Genomic DNA, 18,772 nt, shown 5'->3' on the forward strand with positions numbered 1-18,772 from the left:
GCCGCCCGAAAAAGGCGGCGTTTATGTTTTATGCTACCGGATGCTTCTCCAGCTCCGGTGTATATTTGCCATCACGGGCTACGGTATTAATATAGGCACGTTCATATAACAGCTTTTGTGCCTCTTCAATATTTTCATCTTTACCTCCCCATTTCTCGAGGGCAGGTTGCTGTACAGCCCTTGAATATGAAAAAGTTAATGCCCATGGCATTTTATCCCTGAAACGTACATGCATGGCATTTAATCGTTCGGAGGCCAGTTCGGGAGATTGCCCGCCAGAAAGGAACGCGATACCGGGCACAGCGGCAGGCACACAGCGTAAAAAACAATTGATGGTAGCATCGGCCACCACATCAGCACTATCCTGTTGGGCAGCTTTAATACCAGGCACTATCATATTGGGCTTTAATATCATACCCTCAAAATTTACCCTTTGCTGGTACAACTGGTTAAATACTGTGTGTAAAACCTCGTTGGTTACTTCGGCACAGGTTTGAAGCGAGTGATCTCCATCCATTAAAACTTCGGGCTCCACAATAGGCACAATACCTGCCTCCTGGCAAATAATCGCGTAGCGGGCCAACAGAAAAGCATTGGCTTTGATGCTTCCACTTGTCGGGGTATTTTCACCTATGGTTATAACCGCCCGCCATTTGGCAAAACGCGCACCCATCTTATAATATTCAGCTAAACGCTCCTGTAAACCATCAAGCCCTTCAGTTATTTTTTCGCCGGGAAAACCATCCATGTCCCTCGCACTTTCATCCACTTTGATACCTGGGATAATTCCTTTTTCTTTCAGGATCTCAACAAACAGTTTACCATCCGAGGTGCTTTGCCTTATGGTTTCATCAAACAAAATGGCCCCGCTAATGGCTTCTTCCAGCTTCGGCGTGTTCACGATCAGGTCGCGGTATTTGCGGCGGTATTCTTCCGTTTGCGGGATATTCAGCGCTTTAAAACGTTTGTTACAGGTATTAGTACTTTCGTCCATTGCCAAAAGGCCTTTATTACCGGCCATAAGCTGTTTTGCGATATATTTCAGGCTTTGCAGTTCCATAAGTGATTGCTTGATTATTGGTGAATAACACAAGTTAATTCATACTTGTTTCAAGCGGCAAAGAGAATATTGCAGGTTTACTTGTGGATGACTTTAGCAGGTAAATTTATGTAACGAACCGGTCGTTAATAATTGTCAGGCCAGCTTACAGTCCAAATCCCTCAGGCACAAAATCAAGAGAAACGGAGTTCATACAAAACCTTTTATGTGTTGGCGGCGGACCATCATCAAATATATGCCCCAGGTGCGAATCACAGCGGGCGCAGATCACCTCCGTACGCTGCATGCCGTACGAGTTATCCTCTTTATAAATTACACTGTTTTTGCGCACGGGTTCATAAAAACTCGGCCAGCCGCAGTCGCTTGCAAATTTGGCATCCGAGCGAAAAAGCTTATTACCGCATACCGCGCAGTAATAAGTGCCTTTAGTATCTTTATTCCAGTATTTACCGGTAAACGCCCGTTCGGTTTCCTGTTCTCTCGCGGTGGCGTACAAAGCAGGCGGCAGGATTTTTTTCCACTCGGCGTTCGATACATTTAAATGCCGGGTATCTGTATTGGAGTAATAAGGATTATTTTCGTGCCCCTTTATTGTCTTTGCCTGCTGTGCAAACATTCCCATTGTAAAAAACAACAGCGCTGCTATCATAAATACCGCTTTCATTATTGCTTCAGTTTATCTTTAAATACTTTTTTAAACTTCTCCAGCTCGGGCTGGATCACATATTTACAGTAAGGCTGACTGCCGTTCTGGTTAAAATAGTTCTGGTGATAGTCTTCGGCCTTGTAAAAAGCTTTGTAGGGGACTACCTGTGTCACTATCGGATCTTTATAGGCTTTTTCGGCGTTCAGCTTCGTAATGTAATATTGGGCCTTTTGCTTTTGCCGGGCATTATGATAAAATATAGCCGACCGGTATTGTGTGCCTACATCATTACCCTGCCTGTTTAATTGCGTTGGGTCATGCGCCACAAAAAATGCAGCCAGCAACTCGTCATAGGTAATTTTTGCTGGGTCGTAGATGATATTGCAAGCTTCTGCATGACCGGTTGTACCAGTGCAAACCAACTCGTAGGATGGGTTGGCCACATGCCCGCCGGAAAATCCGGAGATCACTTTTTCAACCCCTTTTAATTGCTGAAATTTAGCTTCGGTGCACCAGAAGCACCCTGTAGCAAAAGTAGCGGTATCTAACACTTTTTTAGGGGCAGATGCCGAAACAGAAAAACAAGCCGTTAACAGTACAGCTATGAAACAAGTTATTTTTTTCATGTATAACATATAGGTTTTAATACGATGCGTATCTATAGCAACTAACGTAAAAAACATGGGTAGCGTTGAGCAAAATTACCATATTAATGCTTTGTGATAGTTGTTTGACAAAACATGCTGTTTTACTTCGAAAGAATAATGGAAATTTAAAACATTTTGAGATTTTGCTAATTGTATCAATATCAATTAACCAATTAAAATTTCCGTCATGAAACATGCATTCATTTTTGGGACTACCATATTTTTGTGCGAGCAAAATACGCTTACTTATAGCGATGGGCTTAGTAATATTGAGTTTTTGAGGATCCTTTCATTTTATAATGAGCAAAAGGGCAAAGTGCTTACCATTGAGGCCAATATCAACGCTCCTAACGGCGAAACCATCAGGATAAGTGATAATGCCAATGAAAACGGCGCTGATATACGCCTTGATGTAACTAAAGGCCGTGTTAAGATATTTCAACCCGGACACGCGGAGCCTGTGCTGGACGTTTACCAGTTCGACCCGCATGAATACAGCGGTTTATCAAGCCATGTGCTGAATGAGATCCACGCGCAGCATCCTGATCACGTATTAACCATTAAAGGAAATTTCTTTGTTGGCGGAGCGCATTTCCTGATAGAAAACGAAAAGATGTTCATAGACAATAATGGCTATGCCAACGGTGTAGTGAATGCACATAATGGGATAATACTATCGGCTGCTGTGGCTTAGCAACTAAAATATATGAGGATAGGATAATATGATTACCGATGAACGAAGCAACCCCCGATTTGCAAGGCCGTTCTGTATTGGGATTGCTTCGTTCTTTTCAATGATATTTTTTTGCTATAGATTAACATAGCTTACTCAAACACACTCTTCGCCTTCTTAATAGTTTTTTCCAGGTCGATGCCTTTTGCCAGTACACCTTTAAAAAGGTCGCCGGTTTCTTTAAGGCGGTCGATGGAATTAAAAATGGTAAAATCTTTCATGGTGAGCCCGGGTTTCACTTCGTCCCAATGCAGGGGCATAGAAACAGTAGCACCAGGTTTAGGTCGCAAGGAATACGGCCCCGCTATTGTAGCTCCCGGACGGTTCTGCAGAAAATCAAGGTACATTTTACCATTTCGCTTGGCTACCATACGTTCCAAACTTGTATAATCGGGAATTTGCTTATGAACAATGCCCACCACGAGCCGCGCAAACATCTGTGACTGATCATAATCATACTTCGCGCCCAACGGGATATAAATATGCATCCCTGTTGATCCCGATGTTTTACAGTATGAAGGTACATCTATAGCGTCAAGCACTTTTTTTACCTCCAAAGCAGCCGCGATCACCTGGTCGAACGTGTTTTTATCCGGATCGAGGTCGACCACGCAGTAATCAGGATTGTCCGGCGATTGTACCCGGCTAAACCAGGGGTTCATTTCAATACATCCCAGTGATGCCATCCATAGTAAATAAGATTCATCAGAACCTACTAAATATTCTTTATGTTCCCCTTCGCTGGTGGTGTACGGGAAAGTTTTAGTGATCCAATCGGGGGCTTTACCTTTCACATCCTTTTGGTAAAAACTTGGCCCATGAATGCCATTAGGAAACCTGTTAAGCGACATTGGCCTGTCTTTTAAATAAGGCAAGATATATTCAGCGACCTGGTAATAGTAATTGAACATATCCCGCTTGGTTACACCATCTTCGGGCCAGTAAACTTTGCTTAGATGTGTGAATTTAAGCTCATGTCCGCAAATTTTGCGTACCTGGGTTTCATCTTTAGGATTAAGCAGAGTTTTCCGGTCAGTATTTTTTACTGGTTTAATGGCTTTAGCGTGTGTATCATTATCAGCTCCTTCGGCTTCCTCAACCGTTTCGGCTGTATGTTTCGGAGTTTCCAGTACAACATCTTTTGTTTTTTTATCGCTACGCATCCCTTTAAAAGAGGCTTGCCTGAACACCCCATCGCCGGTTACCTCAGCAAATGCCACCTCGCAAACCAATTCTGGTTTAAGCCAGGTGGGCTTAGCCCCTAAGCGCTGCGGCCTGAACCTTGATGGCTTATCCACATCAGGCTCCACCTCAAACGGACTTTTATCGGTAATAAGCGGCTTAAACTGTTCCATCATTTCTTTCTGCAGTTTATCAGAAAAGCCTGTACCCACTTTACCGGCATACTGTAGTTTGCCCTTATCATCATATAAAGCAAGCACCAGCGCGCTGAACGATTTGGAAGTGCCCGCATTTTTGGTAAAGCCGGCAATGATCACTTCCTGCCTGCGCTGCACTTTTATTTTAAGCCACTCTTTTGAGCGAAGATCGGAAGTGTAAACACTGCTGGCTTTTTTAGCGATAATACCTTCCAGTCCAATCCTTTCGGCGGCGTTAAAAAATTCGATCCCGCCTGTATCAAACACTTTGCTTTGACGGATGCGCTCATCATTGGTGGGCAGAACCGCACTTAAGATAGCCTGGCGTTGTTTAAGTGGTAACCCCATCAGGTTTTTGCCCTCGTACCAAAGGATATCGAAAACGTAATAAACCAAATTGCCATCGGCCTCGCTCCGCCAGTTTTGCAGCGCTCCAAAATCGGAGACTCCTTTATCGTTCAATACCAGGATCTCTCCGTCAATTACTGCATTGATCTGCCAGTCTTTCAGCAATTTATTAATTGGATAATATTTATCAAAAGGAAGATTATTGCGGGAGATCAGCTCCGCTCCTTTCTTGTCGATCATGGCAATGGCCCTGTAGCCATCCCATTTAACCTCGTAAAGCCAATCGGGCTCATCAAAAGGCTCGTCTACAAGGGTGGCCTTCATTGGCTTTATGTTAGTTGGCGCTTTTGATTCAGGGGCTTTTTTCAGAAGTTGCTCAACATCAAAATCCTCCGTATCATTAGTGTCTACTTTCTTTTCCAGTTGTTCAACGGGTTCGCTCGGGACTTTTTTTTTACCTGTTTTTTCAGGCTTTTCTACATCCTCTTCATGCCCGTGCTGCCAAACCTTTTCGCTGGTTTTTTCCATACTTTCAATGGTTTTGCCGGAAAGAATAGATTTATCTTTTTTGGTAATATCTTTACCTGACGCAAATTGATCATTGTGCTTAATGAGCAGCCAGCCGTTTTCGCCCATACCATGGGTTTTAACAAGGGCATATTCACCCTCCAGCTTTTCGCCATGGAGCTTGATCTTCACCGAGCCGGCCTCGAGTTGTTTAAGCAGGTGTTTTTCCTGGGCCTTTTTGCCTTTGATCTCTTCAATGGGTTCATAAGTACCCTCATCCCAAACTATAACGGTACCGCCGCCATATTCACCTTTGGGGATGAGGCCTTCAAAATTCCGGTAGTCAAAAGGATGATCCTCAACCATCATAGCAAGGCGCTTAACTTTAGGATCGGTTGAAGGGCCTTTGGGTATAGCCCAGCTTTTCAGCACGCCATCCATTTCAAGCCTGAAATCATAGTGTAAACGCGAAGCATCATGCTTTTGGATCACAAACATCAGATGGTCTTTGTCCTTGCTCCTCCCCGCTTTAGGTTCACGGGTTTTGCTAAAATCGCGTTTTTCCGCATATTTTTCCAGGCTCATAGTGATACTATTTGTTGTTCGAAAATTTGGCTACCGCGGCGGCTGAATTCCCAACGGCACGTACCGCTGTTTTTAATCTTTCCGGGCGAACACCAAATTTGTTTGCCCAATACTCAACCTCATAATTTTCGCTGGTATTGATGAGGCTGTTGTCATGCAATCCCGCTTTGTTCCTGTTGTTCATGATTAGTTTTATGATTGATATATTAACAGATCGGCCAATTAAAGGTTTGATTATTAATTAATAAATTATTGTAATAAAATTTATTAATCGACACATGCTTATTCCCACTCATCACTTTGTTCGGTGTAGTTTGGCATCATCATATAAACCAGTATGGCAAGGCAGGCAAGCAATACCGAGCGGGTTACCCAGAATATAAATGTTTCCATAGTTATTTTTTTAGATGTTTTAATTTGGTTTGCTGTAAAAAACTTATGCATACCGCGTGCCGTTTATCAACTGTTTAAATATCAGCATGTTACATAGATACCACTAATTAAAATTGACTATATTTCGAGTATCGACGATTATATAACGATTATTAGCGGCAAACAACCAACCTTTTATTGGTGCTATAAACAGTTTTTAAATCGCATTCAGGACAGTTTCAAACAACAAAGCCTGAGAAGTTTCGCTTCCCAGGCTTTTAGATAAAACGCTTAAAAGAATGTTACGATCAGGCTTTTATGTTTTGCCTGCCGGCTTTATGCCCTATTGTGGAATAATAAAGGATAAACAGGTAAATAGGAACAAGTAAAATATAGGCAGACTGCGCCGAAAATTTTTCAGAAAAATAACCGTAGAGTGGGGGTAAAACAGCGCCGCCCGCAATACCCATAACCAATAATGAAGATGCTATTTTAGTAAAGCGGCCTAAGCCGGCCAATGCCAGCGGCCATATAGCAGGCCACATTAACGAATTGGCCAAACCAAGCAATGCAATACAAAAAACCGATGCATAGCCGTGGGTTAATAACGTTGCAATGGTTAAAATGATACCCAAAATTGCCGAAGCTACCAAAGCTTTTTGTTGTGTGATCAGTTTCGGGATACAGAAAACACCAACCAGGTAACCAACGATCATGGAGATCAAAGTACATGATGTAAAAAATTTAGCTGTTGATAATGGGATATGTTGAGAAGTGCCGTAAAGTGAAATTGAATCGCCAGCAATAACTTCGGCACCTACATAAACAAACAGGGTTGCTACGCCAAGCATCAAATGCGGAAACTGTACAATACTTGTTTTATTGGTATTTGCGGCAGCTACGGTTTCGTCTTCATGCTCGGTGTTGATCTCGGGTAATGACGAAAAATAAATAAGGATGGCCAGCAAAATCAAAACTACCACCATGATACTGTAAGGCATAATCACCCTTGATGCCAGCTCATTTAACTCCAGTGCTTTTTCTGCTGCACTTAAAGTTTTAAGCTTTTCGGTTATCGAATCAATATTGGCGAGTACTACAGTACCCAAAATAACAGGTGCTAAAGCGCCGGCGATCTTGTTACAAATCCCCATGATACTGATCCGCCGGGCAGCGGTTTCGACAGGCCCTAAAATAGTGATATAGGGGTTAGAAGCAGTTTGCAGCACAGTTAGCCCGGTGCCCTGAACAAACAAGCCAATTAAAAATATCCCGTAAGTACGGGTCATTGCAGCGGGGATAAATATCAATGCACCTATGGCCATTACAAACAACCCTATGGCCATCCCGTTTTTAAATCCAAACTTTTTGATGGTTTTTCCGGCGGGAATACCCATAACAACGTAAGCAATATAAAAAGCCGTAGTTACAAAATATGCTTCCTTGGTACTCAGCTCGCACGCTATTTTTAAGTAGGGAATGAGTGTTCCGTTCATCCAGGTAACAAAACCAAAAATGAAAAATAAAGTGCCGATAATTACAATTGGGTTTATCGCTGATCTTTTTACCGGCGATTCGATTACTGAACTTGTTGCCTGGGCCATAGTATGTTATTTTATTTAGAGGTATTTTATTTTAAATGAACTTTATCGTACCAAAAAACTGCGACAAATGAAAATCAGGTACAGGGCTATCGATGTTGCTCCAGCTTATAAAATGCGGTTCGGGCAGGTCATCGCCGCATTTAAAAAAGTTTGCCCGGCTGGTTATGCCATTCACTGTTTGAATATCATGATAAATAAAAACATCAAAAGGAACCAGCAACGTTAACTCCCATTTATTAAAACTGGCTAAATCTTCAGCCCAATTTATCTTACTTAATACTTTTATGCCACTCACCGTATCATCAGGTACAGCCAGCCTTCCATTGCGGTCTTTACCAAAGCCAACCAATGCAGTCCCGAGGGCATTAAATTCCAGGTTGTAGTAATTTGGGTCGTCAGCAAAACTTATAAAAAATTCTACGCAGCTATCTTTATAAACAGGATCATTTACTGTTTTATAAGTTGCCTGGGTATACTGCTCTTCTACAAAATATTTTAGGGCGACACCATTTTCGACATGAGCTATTGAAAAATTAACTGATGGGAAATATCCGGTATCGCTCCATAAAAGATTATCGATAACGTACTTTTTTCCTTTTTCGAGCAAAACCGATAGCTCATCAAGGTTATTTTCATTGTAAGTACCCGGAATAAAGGGGGCGTAAACTTCCTTCACTGTTATTTTATAAAATGTTTAGTTTCAATTTACTAAAAGCGCATCCCAAATCAATGATTCATGCAGAATTAACAGGCTAATGTTAATTTTTCCACCAAAATAAATAAAAAGTTTATAAATTTTTTAATAATCTACATTTACTTATTAAAAAAATATAAAAACTTTTCTATCCTTGTACTTACCAGAGAAACACCTGCAATTTCTCTTTCAGTTCTGCTTAATAATTAGCTACCTTGTACTAACCAATTTGTTATGAAAAGAAAAACTTTCATTCAATTAAGTACTACCTTGATGGCGTCTCCCTTATTATCATCATTCGAATCATTCGCGCAACAACCCCGCCTGCAAAACTGGTCGGGTAATTTAACTTACAGCACAGGCAATGTATTTTACCCAAAATCGGTTGAAGAGGTACAGCAGCTTATTAAAAAACACGATAAAATAAAAGCATTGGGCACCAGGCATTGCTTTAATAATATCGCAGACAGTAAAGATAACCTGCTCTCCACACGCGACCTGAACAAAGTGGTATCCATCGACAGGCAAAATCATACAGTTACGGTTGAAGGAGGTATAAAATACGGCGAGCTTGCCCCGCATCTCGATAAAGAGGGCTTTGCCCTGCATAACCTCGCCTCTTTGCCCCATATATCAGTAGCAGGCTCAATTACAACAGCAACACATGGCTCGGGCGTAAAAAACGGCAACCTATCAAGCGCAGTAGTGGGGCTGGAAATTGTTAAAGCTGATGGCAGTATCGTTCATCTTTCAAAAGCAAAAGATTCGATAAAGTTAAATGCGGCCGTGGTTGGGCTTGGAGCATTGGGGGTAATCACCAAAGTTACCCTTCAAATACAACCAACTTACATGATGAAACAGCATGTATTTACAGGCTTACCTATGAGCGAGCTAAAGCAGCATTTTGAAAAAATTGTTTCGGCCGGGTATAGTGTTAGCCTGTTTACCGACTGGCAAAGTGACCATATTAACGAAGTTTGGATAAAAAGCCGGATGGGTACCGATAAAGATGAAAACCTGAAGGAATTTTACGGAGCAAAAGCAGCTACAAAAAACCTGCACCCAATTATAGGACTTTCTGCCGAAAACTGCACCGAGCAAATGGGCGTTCCGGGGCCATGGTATGAGCGGTTGCCACATTTTAAAATGGGCTTTACACCGAGCAGCGGAAAGGAGCTGCAATCAGAGTTTTTTGTGCCTTTTGATCATGCCGTTGAAGCTATCGAAGCAGTGGCGCGATTAAGGAAGCAGATTGGCCCCCATCTTTTTATTACCGAGATCCGCACCATTGCCGCTGATGACCTGTGGATGAGCCCTGCCCATAATCAAAAATCGGTGGCTATCCATTTTACCTGGAAACAGGAAACAGACGCTGTATTGAAATTGCTCCCTCAAATTGAACGGGAGCTTTCTCCGTTTAAAGCAAGACCGCACTGGGGTAAAATCTTTACCATCCCTGCTAAAACATTAGCGGCACGTTATGAAAAGATGGATGCTTTTAAAGCCCTGGCAGCCGAATACGATCCGCATGGAAAATTCAGAAACCAATTTTTAGCAAACGAGCTTTATACTTCCTGAAATCAATGGGCTAAGGCTGCTGCTAATTAAAAAATCAATTTATTAGCTTTTAGCCTCATGCATTTTGCTTTAAGCTTTTCAAAAAAGCTTATGGCTGTTGCCTGCGCGGGCGTTTTGCTCTTACCGGGGCCGCAGCGTCCTGCTGCTCATAGCGGTTATTTTCGCGCGGAAAGCGGGGCTTGTTGTAACCTTGTGGCTTTACTTTGTTAAAACCCGGCTTAGGTTTTGAAAATTGCTGCTTTTGTTGCGGCTGGTGCTTTTGTTCTGCTATCCTCACGCTTATCTCACGCTCATCGATAGTAGCACCATTCATAGCGTCAATTGCTCGTTGAGCGCCTGCCTCATCAGTCATTTCTAAAAAACCATAACCTTTACTAATGCCGCTGTCTTTATCGGTAATTATCCTCACGGTACTTACCGTGCCATAAGCACTGAACAGTTCAACAAGTTCAATTTCTTCCATGTCCCGCGGAAAACCCACGATAAAAAGCTTAATCATACTCTACCAAGTAATTGCAATAGGTAACCAGTCAGCAAATATAGTGCACAAAAATGGTTTAGCCTATTGCTTAACCATCTGTTAAAGGCTTATTTACAAAAAAAGCGTTCCGGATCTTATCCCGGAACGTTTTTTCACACTAATTGTGTAGTAAATCGCTTTGGATTATATCCATTCAAACCTCTTGAGCGTCTTAATTATTATCTCAACTCATAATCAATTCCTTGCCCTTTATTTAGCTACTTAAGCTGCATATATATACACGAGCATTATCACTGTGGATCGATACTATTCAAAAGATTGATATAATATGGGTATCGCTTGAGAATTCACGGCTTGATTTTTTCTTTTACCGTTGCTGTTAACACCTCCCACTATTAGTTAACTGGTGAAAATTGCTGATAAAATTACCCATAGTTCCCCAATAATGTAATGCCTGGTTAAAACTTATTAAACACCGCTTAATTATTTTGCCTTGCGGATATAAAGACTACCAAAGGTGGTTTTCATCAATAATTCGGGACCGCCACCGGCTATCTTCCCGTAAACCCAATCCTCCATTTTCAAGCTGTACATTCCTTTTTCACCGGTATTTTTGGTAACAACCGGTTTGCGCTGCTCGGTAACCACATCAAAATCGGTAAATATATCACCCTGATCTGATTTTAACTTTACATTGGCTTTAAGGCTTGCCGGGAACGTAACATCAACCTTGCCGTTGAGCGTTGAAAATGCCATGGCCGCTTTTGCATCAATGCTTTTAAAGCTAACCTCAACATTGCCATTAACCGTATTGGCCACAACAGATCCTGATATATTATTTAGTTTGATATAGCCATTAACATTCCGTATTTCCAGGTCGCCGCTCAGATTGCTGGCATTGATGTTACCATTATTTACAGTGGACAATTTAACGCTGGTACTATTCATGGGTACTTTAATAGTCAAATTAGTAGTTTTATTAGGGCTGCCATGAACGTTTACCTGGTTATTGTTTTCCTGGGCTTGTACATCCAGGTTGCTCCCGGCCGATAAACGCCTCATTCCGCCCGGTGCCGGTTCCTTTTCACGGTGTTTTCTTTCTTCGCCCTGGGCATCAATAATAATATCCTTACCCTCATAACCTGTTATGGTTATTGAACCATTAATCAATCCTACTTCCAGTTTATATGGCTTTCCCGGATCACTTAACGGCACAACTAACTGCCCTTTTTCCCCATCCTGCGCCCAAAGCCTCGTGCTTAACAGCGCAGTTAATAGTAATATACCTGTAAATCTTATCGTTTTCATGTTGTTGTTTTTTTATTGTTGTTTTTTGATATAAATATTGCCGTTAAGTGTTTCAAACTTAAATAGCTTTCCGCCTGCCCCTATACGTACGCCATTATTTTTACTAAGCTTGTAAGTAGTGCTGCTGCCGCTTTTTGATTCAGTTTTACTTACTCTTGTAGGCAAAAGCTCTGCATCCGGAAAATCGGTATAAAACTGTCCGTTCATACTTTTAAATTCAAGATCAGCTGCCAGGTTAGCCGGGTAAGTTACTTCAAGCTTACCATTAAGTGTATAATAGCTTGAAGCATCGGGTGGCACCGAGAGGTAAGTTACATTAAGCGGCCCGTTAATGGTATGTGCGCTGGTTGTACCTTTGGCATTGGCAATGGTTATGCCGCCGTTTACATTGTTTACTTTTAATGCCCCATATACATCTTTAACGTCAATGTTACCATCGTTTACGGTTGATACGCACAGGTTTATACCATAGGGCACTTTAACAGTATACTCTAATTTTACCGTATAGTCTATATGATGACGATCCTCTCGGTTCCAGTTGCGGCGTGGGCGGGTATCGTAGGGTTCGGCCGTGTAAGCGATAATACTATCAGCCTTTTGATCAAATCCCAGTTTAACTTCTTTTTTACCGGTTTCTACATCACCGGCGCTTTTGCCCGGATGGTTTCATCTACCTCAATTGATACCTGGTTGCCTGAATATCCCTGCACGGTTATAGAGCCCCAAATATTGTAAATGGCCAGCGTAGTGCCGAAGCCGCTCCCTGCAAAGTGAATTGCTTACTGATATGCTCTTTATAATCCTGGGCACGGGCCGAAATTTGGGCAACGCAAAGCCCAGACCTGCTACAACAGGTATTAATGATCTTTTCATGATTTGGTTTATTTAAATAAGTTGAGTTATTGTTTGTTTGATTTTGTCGCGAACGCCATTATCAAGGTCTTTTTGTTTCAGCAGTTCTTTAAATGATTTTACTGATCGTTTTTCCTGCAGTTTCAGCATGACATCGGCAATGGCCAGTTGCATCAACGGCGAATCCTGCTCAACTATTGATTTGATGAGGCCTTCCCTTACTTCCGGGTAACCGGTAAGGTGTGTCAGCGCATCAAGCGTGCTCAGGCGTACATTTACATTTGGATCTTTGTTCAGCGTAGCCAGTAGGGCGTCTATCACCTGCTTATCTGCATGTTTAATCTCACTGGTATAGCTTACCCCCCTGATCCGCTCGGAGGCTGATGGATTTTCAAGCAGGGCCAGCATCATGGTTTGTTTAAGCTCATGCACCTGCGAGCTTAGGGCTTTCAGTTGTTTATCCTGATTATCACTTTTACTTTTACCGAAAAACAGGTACCCTGCACCCACTAAAATCACAACCATTGCCAGGTTATAGGCCATTGGCCAGCGTGGCTGCCGCTCCCAGATCCGGCTTACCTGGTGTTTAATACCAGCCCACAAACTCCTTTGCTCTTTTACAGATTCCTTGTAGGTATCCAGCATGGCATAAAACTTCACGCTCATATTGGCCGATGGTTCGGGCGTTTCGATATGGCCCATTGTATCCCACATTTGCTGAAGTCCCCGCAGCTCTTCACGGCAATTGGCGCAGCCTGCAATATGGCGCTCTAAAGCCCCACTTTCTTCAGGACTTAACTCTTTGTTTATCCAACCGGTAAACAGTTCCTCATATAGCTCACATTTCATCTTATACTGTTTTATCGTTCCATTTTTACATAAATACTTTTAAGCTCCTGCATAGCCCGGTGGATGCGCACTTTTACTGTGCCTTCGGTCATGCCCAATATTTCGGCTATCTCCTGGCATTTTAATTCCTGGAAACGGCTCAGGGCCAAAATCTCGCGCTGGCTTTCGCTCAATTTTTCCATGGCCCGGTGAAGCTCGGCCTTAGCTTGCTTTTTTTCAAATTGTTCATCCGGCACCAAGCCCCCTGCCATGGTTTCAGCCGCCTCCACGCCCTCGTGTTGTACCTGCTGTTTGTTTTTGCGCCAGTGATCTTTTAACACATTGCGGGCGATAGAGTACATCCAGTGGATATATTCGCCGGTGCCGGTAAAGGTGTGCCGGTATTTGAGCATTTTGTAAAAAACCTGCTGTACCATGTCCTCACTTAGCTCACGCTGGTAGGTCATGTGGAACAGAAAGCCATACAACTGCCGATTGTAGCGTTCAAAGAGCATACCCATCCTGTCAAGGTCACCGGCTTTCACCTTAAGCATAATGGCATTGTCTGTAAGCGTGTTCAATCAGTTTGTAATTATGTAATATACCTTAAGTACTTCGGCGGCGTAAAATGGTTACAGAAAATTTTAATTTTTTTTTCGGAAGATGCAATTGCAGATCAAACTTAACAGAAATTTAAACCAAACAGGCAATTGGTTTGAAGTGTTATTAACTAACTTTATATAAACAATTAAAACCATAAGATCATGACCACCACCGAAGTAGCAGAAAAATTAGTTCAGTATTGCCGCGAAGGCAAACATACTCAGGCTATTGATGAGCTTTATGCAGATAATACTGTGAGCCGCGAGCCAAAAGGTTCGCCGATGGAGCTTACCGAAGGTAAAGAGGCAGTGAAAGGCAAAACAGAATATTGGTATGCCTCGGTACAGGAGATTCACAGCGGCGAGGTATCTGACCCGATTGTTACCGGTAATTTTTTCGCGGTAACCATGGATATGGATGTTACCTATAAAGAAGGCGGCCGTATGCCAATGAATGAAATTGCGGTTTATGAAGTGAAAGACGGAAAAATTATAGCCGAGCAGTTTTTTTATAACATGGGCTGAGCGCACCTAACCAATAATAAATGACAAAGGCCTTCGCTCTCCGCAAAGGCCTTTTGTTTTTATCTTCGGAGCAATAAAGATCACTATTCCATTGAGCGGATAATACCCAGCTCAAGCCCTCTTAATTCGGCAAGACCGCGAAGCCTGCCAATGGCCGAATAACCGGATTAGTTTTCTTTTTAAGGTCGTCAAGCATCTGGTGACCATGATCGGGGCGCATAGGGATACTTAGTTTGCGCTGCTTCATTACCTGTACAAGCTCTTTTACTACAGCATACATGTCAACATCACCTTCCAGGTGGTTATCCTCATAAAAATCGCCAAACTCGTTGCGGCGGGTACTGCGCAAGTGAATGAAATTGATCCTGTCGCCAAATTGCTTAACCATGGCGGGCAGGTCATTATCGGGCCTCACTCCGTATGATCCTGTGCAAAAGCATAAACCATTGTTTAAGGAAGGCACAGCTTCAATAAGTGCGTTAATATGTTCGGCAGTGCTAACCACCCTTGGAAGGCCTAAAATTGCATATGGCGGATCGTCCGGGTGGATAACCATTTTGATGTTATTGGCGTCAGCAACCGGGATAACCTGCTGCAGGAAAAAGATCAGGTTTTGCCTCAGCCTTTCCGCATCAATGCCGTCATAAGCAGCAAGGGCATCCCTGAATTTATCCAGCGTAAAACTTTCTTCACTGCCTGGTAAACCGGCTATGATATTACGCTGCAGCACTTGCTTGTCATCATCGCTCATGCCATCAAAACGGGCTTTGGCGCGGGCAAGTTCGTCGGCGGTATACTCCTGTTCGGCCCCTTCCCTTTTCAGCATAAATACATCGAAGGCAATAAAAGCGGCTTTTTCAAAGCGGAGCGCTTTTGAGCCGTCTTCAACTGTAAAAGCGAGATCGGTACGGGTCCAATCCAACACGGGCATAAAGTTATAGGTAACGATATGGATCCCGCAAGCCGCCAAATTTTGCAGGCTTTGCTTATAGTTTTCAATATATTGCAGGTAGTCGCCGGTTTGGGTTTTGATGGCTTCATGTACGGGTACGCTTTCAACTACATCCCAGGTAAGCCCGGCAGCTTCGATGATCGCTTTGCGCTCGTTAATGGCCTCAACTGTCCATACCTTGCCGTTGGGTACCTGGTGCAGGGCGCTTACTACGCCTGTACACCCCGCCTGCCTAATATCGGCCAAACTTACAGGATCATTAGGGCCATACCAGCGCATGGTGTTGATCATGCTGAAGGCATTGCTTGTATTGGTATCACTCATTTTTATATCGTAGATTTAATATTCAAAAACAGGGTGTTCAATTTTAGAAAGGTTGAACACTTCAAAAAAAACCAATATTGATAATCAAGCACTTAAGTGTTCAAATATTACAACAAAATAACTAAAATACTAATAATCAATAAAATAACATTTAACAACTTATTTTATTGAACACCTGATTTTTAAAAATTGAACACTGACACAGCCATGTCAGTAAACACAAATCAAGCTGCAATTATCACGCGCCAATAATCGTTATATTTTTTTAATCGACTAACAGTTAATTCAAATAATTTGAGTGCTACCCGGGTTCTCAAGCAATATAGCATTCAATCATGTCATTATGAAGCGCTATCCTTATGGTCAGATAACAGGCATTAGTGGTACAGAACTTACATAGTCGCGCTCTTGGCCGCGCGGGGCCAGGTACTTTTGTCTTGATACAAAAGTACCCAAAAAATCAAGTCAGCAGGGAGGCTTCTTTGCGCTCACCCACTCCACAGCCCTTCGCGCCGGCCTTTGCCCTGCAAAACGGGCAGAACCACGGGCTGCAATTATTTTGCCCCGCTACGCTCGCGCTTTCCCAATGCTTCTGCAAAAACTTGCTATGCCCCTTCCTGCGCTCAAGGCCACCATTGTTCTGCCCGCTTTCACCCGAAGCTTACCTGCTGACGGAAAAGTGCTTTTTTCAACGGCCCATGTTGAGCCAATCGAAGCATGGTGGGCAAGGCCTTTGCGCGCGACCCTTCGACTGGCTGCCATTGACAAGTTTGCAACATGCTGATTATCAGACGAAAAAAAATGTCATCTGCAATGCGATCATTTGTAAACAAATAAACCCCTACTCAGGGTGACAAGCCCCTCTCTTGGTTTACGCCCAATCAAAATCAACCACCCTACCGTTCAGTTTCCATTTGGTGGGCGTTATTGTTTCCATCCAATCCAATGGCTGGCCAAGCGGCTGTACTTTAGCGGCCTGTGCGAAAGCCGTTTTTACTGCTTTCTTTTGCTCTTCGCCCATGGCTTCGGGCTGACCGGAGATGAACAGCGGCGCGCCACTTTCGGCTAATAATTGCAGCCACTGCTTGTTCCTTTTCCATTCAATATCTTTAGTAAGGCCTACGCAATCGCCATCTACCGCATAAAAGGCATTGTGCTGCGGCAGGCGGAAAGCGAGCGTGTTAACGCCCATTTTACGGGTACGCGCCCATTCATGACCGCTGGTATCATCGCCGATACGGCAAAGTTCAAATACCCCGGCCGACAAGTGGCTCATCGTATTACAACCAATCACATAAATGCCATCACCCGCGGCTTCACGGATGGAGCCGTACAGGTGCAGGATGATCTCGGCGTTGGTTTTTGTCCTGTCGTTAAAATGCCAGCCCGGCGAAGTAAAGCTGTCCTTCATATCAAAACCCCAGCGGCCTGCTATGTCATAAGTGGTAAAATCATGCTTTACCATTTCGTATCCCCATTGCTTGTACACATCAAAATTATGTTTAATACGGGCTATATTTTCGGGATGGTTGGATCGAGTACCGGATTTTTCGGGTCATCCCGGCCGGGGATCTTTGGCGCAAGCAGGCTGGCTTTCTCATCATGCTTAGCACAAAGCGGACGCATCCACAGGCCGGGGCGCATACCTAATTTTTTTATCTCATCCCCCAGCGCATGCATATCCTTAAACTTATCGTTTGGCTTTGAAAAGTCATCGTTCCAGCCACCATCACCGGGTAATAACGGCGAATAAGTTGCCCAACCGGCATCAATTACCGAAAAAGGTTTATTACTATGATCGGTAACCAGTTCGGCCATCATAGCGGTGGTTTTTTTGATCAGTTCGGCCGAGTTGTTTCCGTAAGCAAAATACCAGTCGTTAATCCCGTATACCGGTTGCTTTGGAATGCGCGGCTTTTCGCACATCATTTTACAAAAGCGATGGGTTGCAGTAAAAGTATTCTCTCCTGTTTTAGCATTGGTGGTTATAACATCCGCTGCATGCAATTGCCTGTCGCCCAGCAGCACCCCCACACCACCCGAAGTTGTATCCAGGGTAAGTTCAACGCTGTCATTATTTACGCCCCACCAGCAAATGCTATTAGCACCGGTTTTTACCCCGAAGCAAGCCGTTTGCTTATCATCATGAATAATTATATACCATGGATTTTTAATGCCGGCAGCTATAGTTTTCCATTGCAGGTCGCCGTATGAACGTTCCCAATGATCGCCCAGGAACTTGGCTGATGCAGCAGTGTTATGTTTCCACTTTAATCTTATCGCGTTTAATTCCTGTTTTGGAGATGAAACGAATACGCCAAGTGCATTGCCATTAGTTTTCAAGCTTACGCTTATTTCTTTATTAGCGTAGTGAGATCCGTTTGACGCAGTAAGCTTAACCCAATCGGTACCGGATTGAGCCCAAACCTCATCAGGGGCGTTCATCATCGCGGCTCCGTTTAGGGCCGAATAAGTAAGCTTGCTAAAAAGCATTGCAGCGCCCGTGGCTGCAGAAATTTTTATAAAATGCCGTCTTTGCATAGTAGATGTAATTGCAGTGATTATCTGTTAAGGTAACATTTAAATTGGTTTACAACGTTACTAAAAGGATTAAGCAAAAACTAATACAATTATTATTTTTATTGACGTGGGTACAGCACTGTAATCTAAAGCAAGGGATTGCGCGATTCCCCTCTTGAGAGGGGCGGAGGGGTGTGTTTCTGCTCTGATAAGCCAATCGCAGAAAC

Annotated in this window: 19 protein-coding genes; 4 read left to right on the forward strand and 15 right to left on the reverse strand. The window is 43.2% G+C overall.

Going from position 1 to position 18,772, the window contains the following annotated elements; translation table 11 throughout:
• Positions 1-28: 28 nt before the first annotated feature.
• The 3 genes from DIU38_RS13700 to msrA all read right to left on the reverse strand — a co-directional run bounded on the left by DIU38_RS13700 (position 29) and on the right by msrA (position 2,332).
• Positions 29-1,060: a class I fructose-bisphosphate aldolase gene (locus tag DIU38_RS13700; protein WP_112655329.1), complete on the reverse strand. Its 1,032-nt coding sequence runs from the start codon at positions 1,058-1,060 to the stop codon at positions 29-31.
• 145 nt (positions 1,061-1,205) lie between these two features.
• Complete coding sequence (gene msrB / locus DIU38_RS13705) at positions 1,206-1,724, reverse strand: peptide-methionine (R)-S-oxide reductase MsrB (protein ID WP_112655331.1); 519 nt, start codon at positions 1,722-1,724, stop codon at positions 1,206-1,208.
• On the reverse strand, positions 1,724-2,332 hold the full coding sequence (msrA, locus tag DIU38_RS13710) for a peptide-methionine (S)-S-oxide reductase MsrA (protein ID WP_090526174.1): 609 nt from the start codon (positions 2,330-2,332) through the stop codon (positions 1,724-1,726). Before msrA ends, msrB begins: the two co-directional genes overlap by 1 nt.
• A gap of 208 nt (positions 2,333-2,540) precedes the next feature.
• On the opposite strand from msrA, the gene DIU38_RS13715 reads away from it, so the two are divergent.
• Positions 2,541-3,047 (forward strand): hypothetical protein, encoded by a 507-nt coding sequence (locus tag DIU38_RS13715; protein WP_112655333.1) that lies wholly within the window; start codon positions 2,541-2,543, stop codon positions 3,045-3,047.
• A 131-nt stretch (positions 3,048-3,178) separates the two neighbouring features.
• Here the strand turns inward: DIU38_RS13715 and ligD are convergent, their stop codons facing one another.
• The 4 genes from ligD to DIU38_RS13735 all read right to left on the reverse strand — a co-directional run bounded on the left by ligD (position 3,179) and on the right by DIU38_RS13735 (position 8,557).
• Positions 3,179-5,905 (reverse strand): DNA ligase D, encoded by a 2,727-nt coding sequence (gene ligD / locus DIU38_RS13720; protein ID WP_112655335.1) that lies wholly within the window; start codon positions 5,903-5,905, stop codon positions 3,179-3,181.
• A 7-nt stretch (positions 5,906-5,912) separates the two neighbouring features.
• Complete coding sequence (locus DIU38_RS13725) at positions 5,913-6,089, reverse strand: DUF3606 domain-containing protein (RefSeq protein WP_208057812.1); 177 nt, start codon at positions 6,087-6,089, stop codon at positions 5,913-5,915.
• Positions 6,090-6,585: 496 nt separating this feature from the next.
• On the reverse strand, positions 6,586-7,881 hold the full coding sequence (locus DIU38_RS13730; RefSeq protein WP_112655339.1) for a sugar MFS transporter: 1,296 nt from the start codon (positions 7,879-7,881) through the stop codon (positions 6,586-6,588).
• A gap of 31 nt (positions 7,882-7,912) precedes the next feature.
• Positions 7,913-8,557, reverse strand: a complete 645-nt coding sequence (locus DIU38_RS13735) for a carbohydrate-binding family 9-like protein (protein WP_167516170.1) — start codon at positions 8,555-8,557, stop codon at positions 7,913-7,915.
• A gap of 252 nt (positions 8,558-8,809) precedes the next feature.
• Here DIU38_RS13735 and DIU38_RS13740 point away from each other — a divergent pair, with 252 nt between their 5' ends.
• Positions 8,810-10,153 carry an FAD-binding protein gene (locus DIU38_RS13740; RefSeq protein ID WP_112655343.1) on the forward strand — a complete coding sequence of 448 codons (1,344 nt, stop codon included), beginning with the start codon at positions 8,810-8,812 and terminating at the stop codon, positions 10,151-10,153.
• A gap of 88 nt (positions 10,154-10,241) precedes the next feature.
• On the opposite strand, the gene DIU38_RS13745 is transcribed toward DIU38_RS13740, so the two are convergent.
• From DIU38_RS13745 to DIU38_RS33535, 3 genes are all read right to left on the reverse strand, one after another.
• Entirely contained in the window at positions 10,242-10,652 is a 411-nt protein-coding gene (locus DIU38_RS13745) for an RNA recognition motif domain-containing protein (RefSeq protein WP_090524634.1), read from the reverse strand.
• Positions 10,653-11,117: 465 nt separating this feature from the next.
• Positions 11,118-11,942: a DUF4097 family beta strand repeat-containing protein gene (locus DIU38_RS13750; protein ID WP_112655345.1), complete on the reverse strand. Its 825-nt coding sequence runs from the start codon at positions 11,940-11,942 to the stop codon at positions 11,118-11,120.
• Between the two features lie 12 nt (positions 11,943-11,954).
• On the reverse strand, positions 11,955-12,419 hold the full coding sequence (locus DIU38_RS33535; RefSeq protein WP_208809236.1) for a DUF4097 family beta strand repeat-containing protein: 465 nt from the start codon (positions 12,417-12,419) through the stop codon (positions 11,955-11,957).
• Positions 12,420-12,455: 36 nt separating this feature from the next.
• On the opposite strand from DIU38_RS33535, the gene DIU38_RS33540 reads away from it, so the two are divergent.
• Positions 12,456-12,677: a hypothetical protein gene (locus DIU38_RS33540; protein WP_208809237.1), complete on the forward strand. Its 222-nt coding sequence runs from the start codon at positions 12,456-12,458 to the stop codon at positions 12,675-12,677.
• 150 nt (positions 12,678-12,827) lie between these two features.
• On the opposite strand, the gene DIU38_RS13760 is transcribed toward DIU38_RS33540, so the two are convergent.
• Together DIU38_RS13760 and DIU38_RS13765 are read right to left on the reverse strand one after the other, a co-directional pair.
• Positions 12,828-13,643: a zf-HC2 domain-containing protein gene (locus DIU38_RS13760; RefSeq protein ID WP_112655349.1), complete on the reverse strand. Its 816-nt coding sequence runs from the start codon at positions 13,641-13,643 to the stop codon at positions 12,828-12,830.
• Between the two features lie 11 nt (positions 13,644-13,654).
• Positions 13,655-14,203: an RNA polymerase sigma factor gene (locus tag DIU38_RS13765; RefSeq protein WP_208057811.1), complete on the reverse strand. Its 549-nt coding sequence runs from the start codon at positions 14,201-14,203 to the stop codon at positions 13,655-13,657.
• 183 nt (positions 14,204-14,386) lie between these two features.
• Between DIU38_RS13765 and DIU38_RS13770 the strand changes: the two genes are divergently transcribed.
• Complete coding sequence (locus tag DIU38_RS13770) at positions 14,387-14,749, forward strand: nuclear transport factor 2 family protein (RefSeq protein WP_112655351.1); 363 nt, start codon at positions 14,387-14,389, stop codon at positions 14,747-14,749.
• Between the two features lie 121 nt (positions 14,750-14,870).
• Here DIU38_RS13770 and uxuA read toward each other — a convergent pair whose 3' ends face one another.
• The 3 genes from uxuA to DIU38_RS13785 all read right to left on the reverse strand — a co-directional run bounded on the left by uxuA (position 14,871) and on the right by DIU38_RS13785 (position 18,566).
• The gene (gene uxuA / locus DIU38_RS13775) at positions 14,871-16,025 is read right to left on the reverse strand and encodes a mannonate dehydratase (protein ID WP_317132444.1); all 1,155 of its coding nucleotides are present in this window, start codon (positions 16,023-16,025) and stop codon (positions 14,871-14,873) included.
• Positions 16,026-16,896: 871 nt separating this feature from the next.
• A complete protein-coding gene (locus DIU38_RS13780; protein ID WP_149354095.1) occupies positions 16,897-17,514 on the reverse strand; it encodes an alpha-amylase family protein in 618 nt (205 codons plus the stop codon).
• Between the two features lie 23 nt (positions 17,515-17,537).
• Positions 17,538-18,566: a twin-arginine translocation signal domain-containing protein gene (locus tag DIU38_RS13785; protein WP_149354096.1), complete on the reverse strand. Its 1,029-nt coding sequence runs from the start codon at positions 18,564-18,566 to the stop codon at positions 17,538-17,540.
• Between the last annotated feature and the right edge of the window lie 206 nt (positions 18,567-18,772).

This window comes from Mucilaginibacter metallidurans, from assembly GCF_003286435.2.
Taxonomy (GTDB): Bacteria; Bacteroidota; Bacteroidia; order Sphingobacteriales; family Sphingobacteriaceae; genus Mucilaginibacter; species Mucilaginibacter gossypii.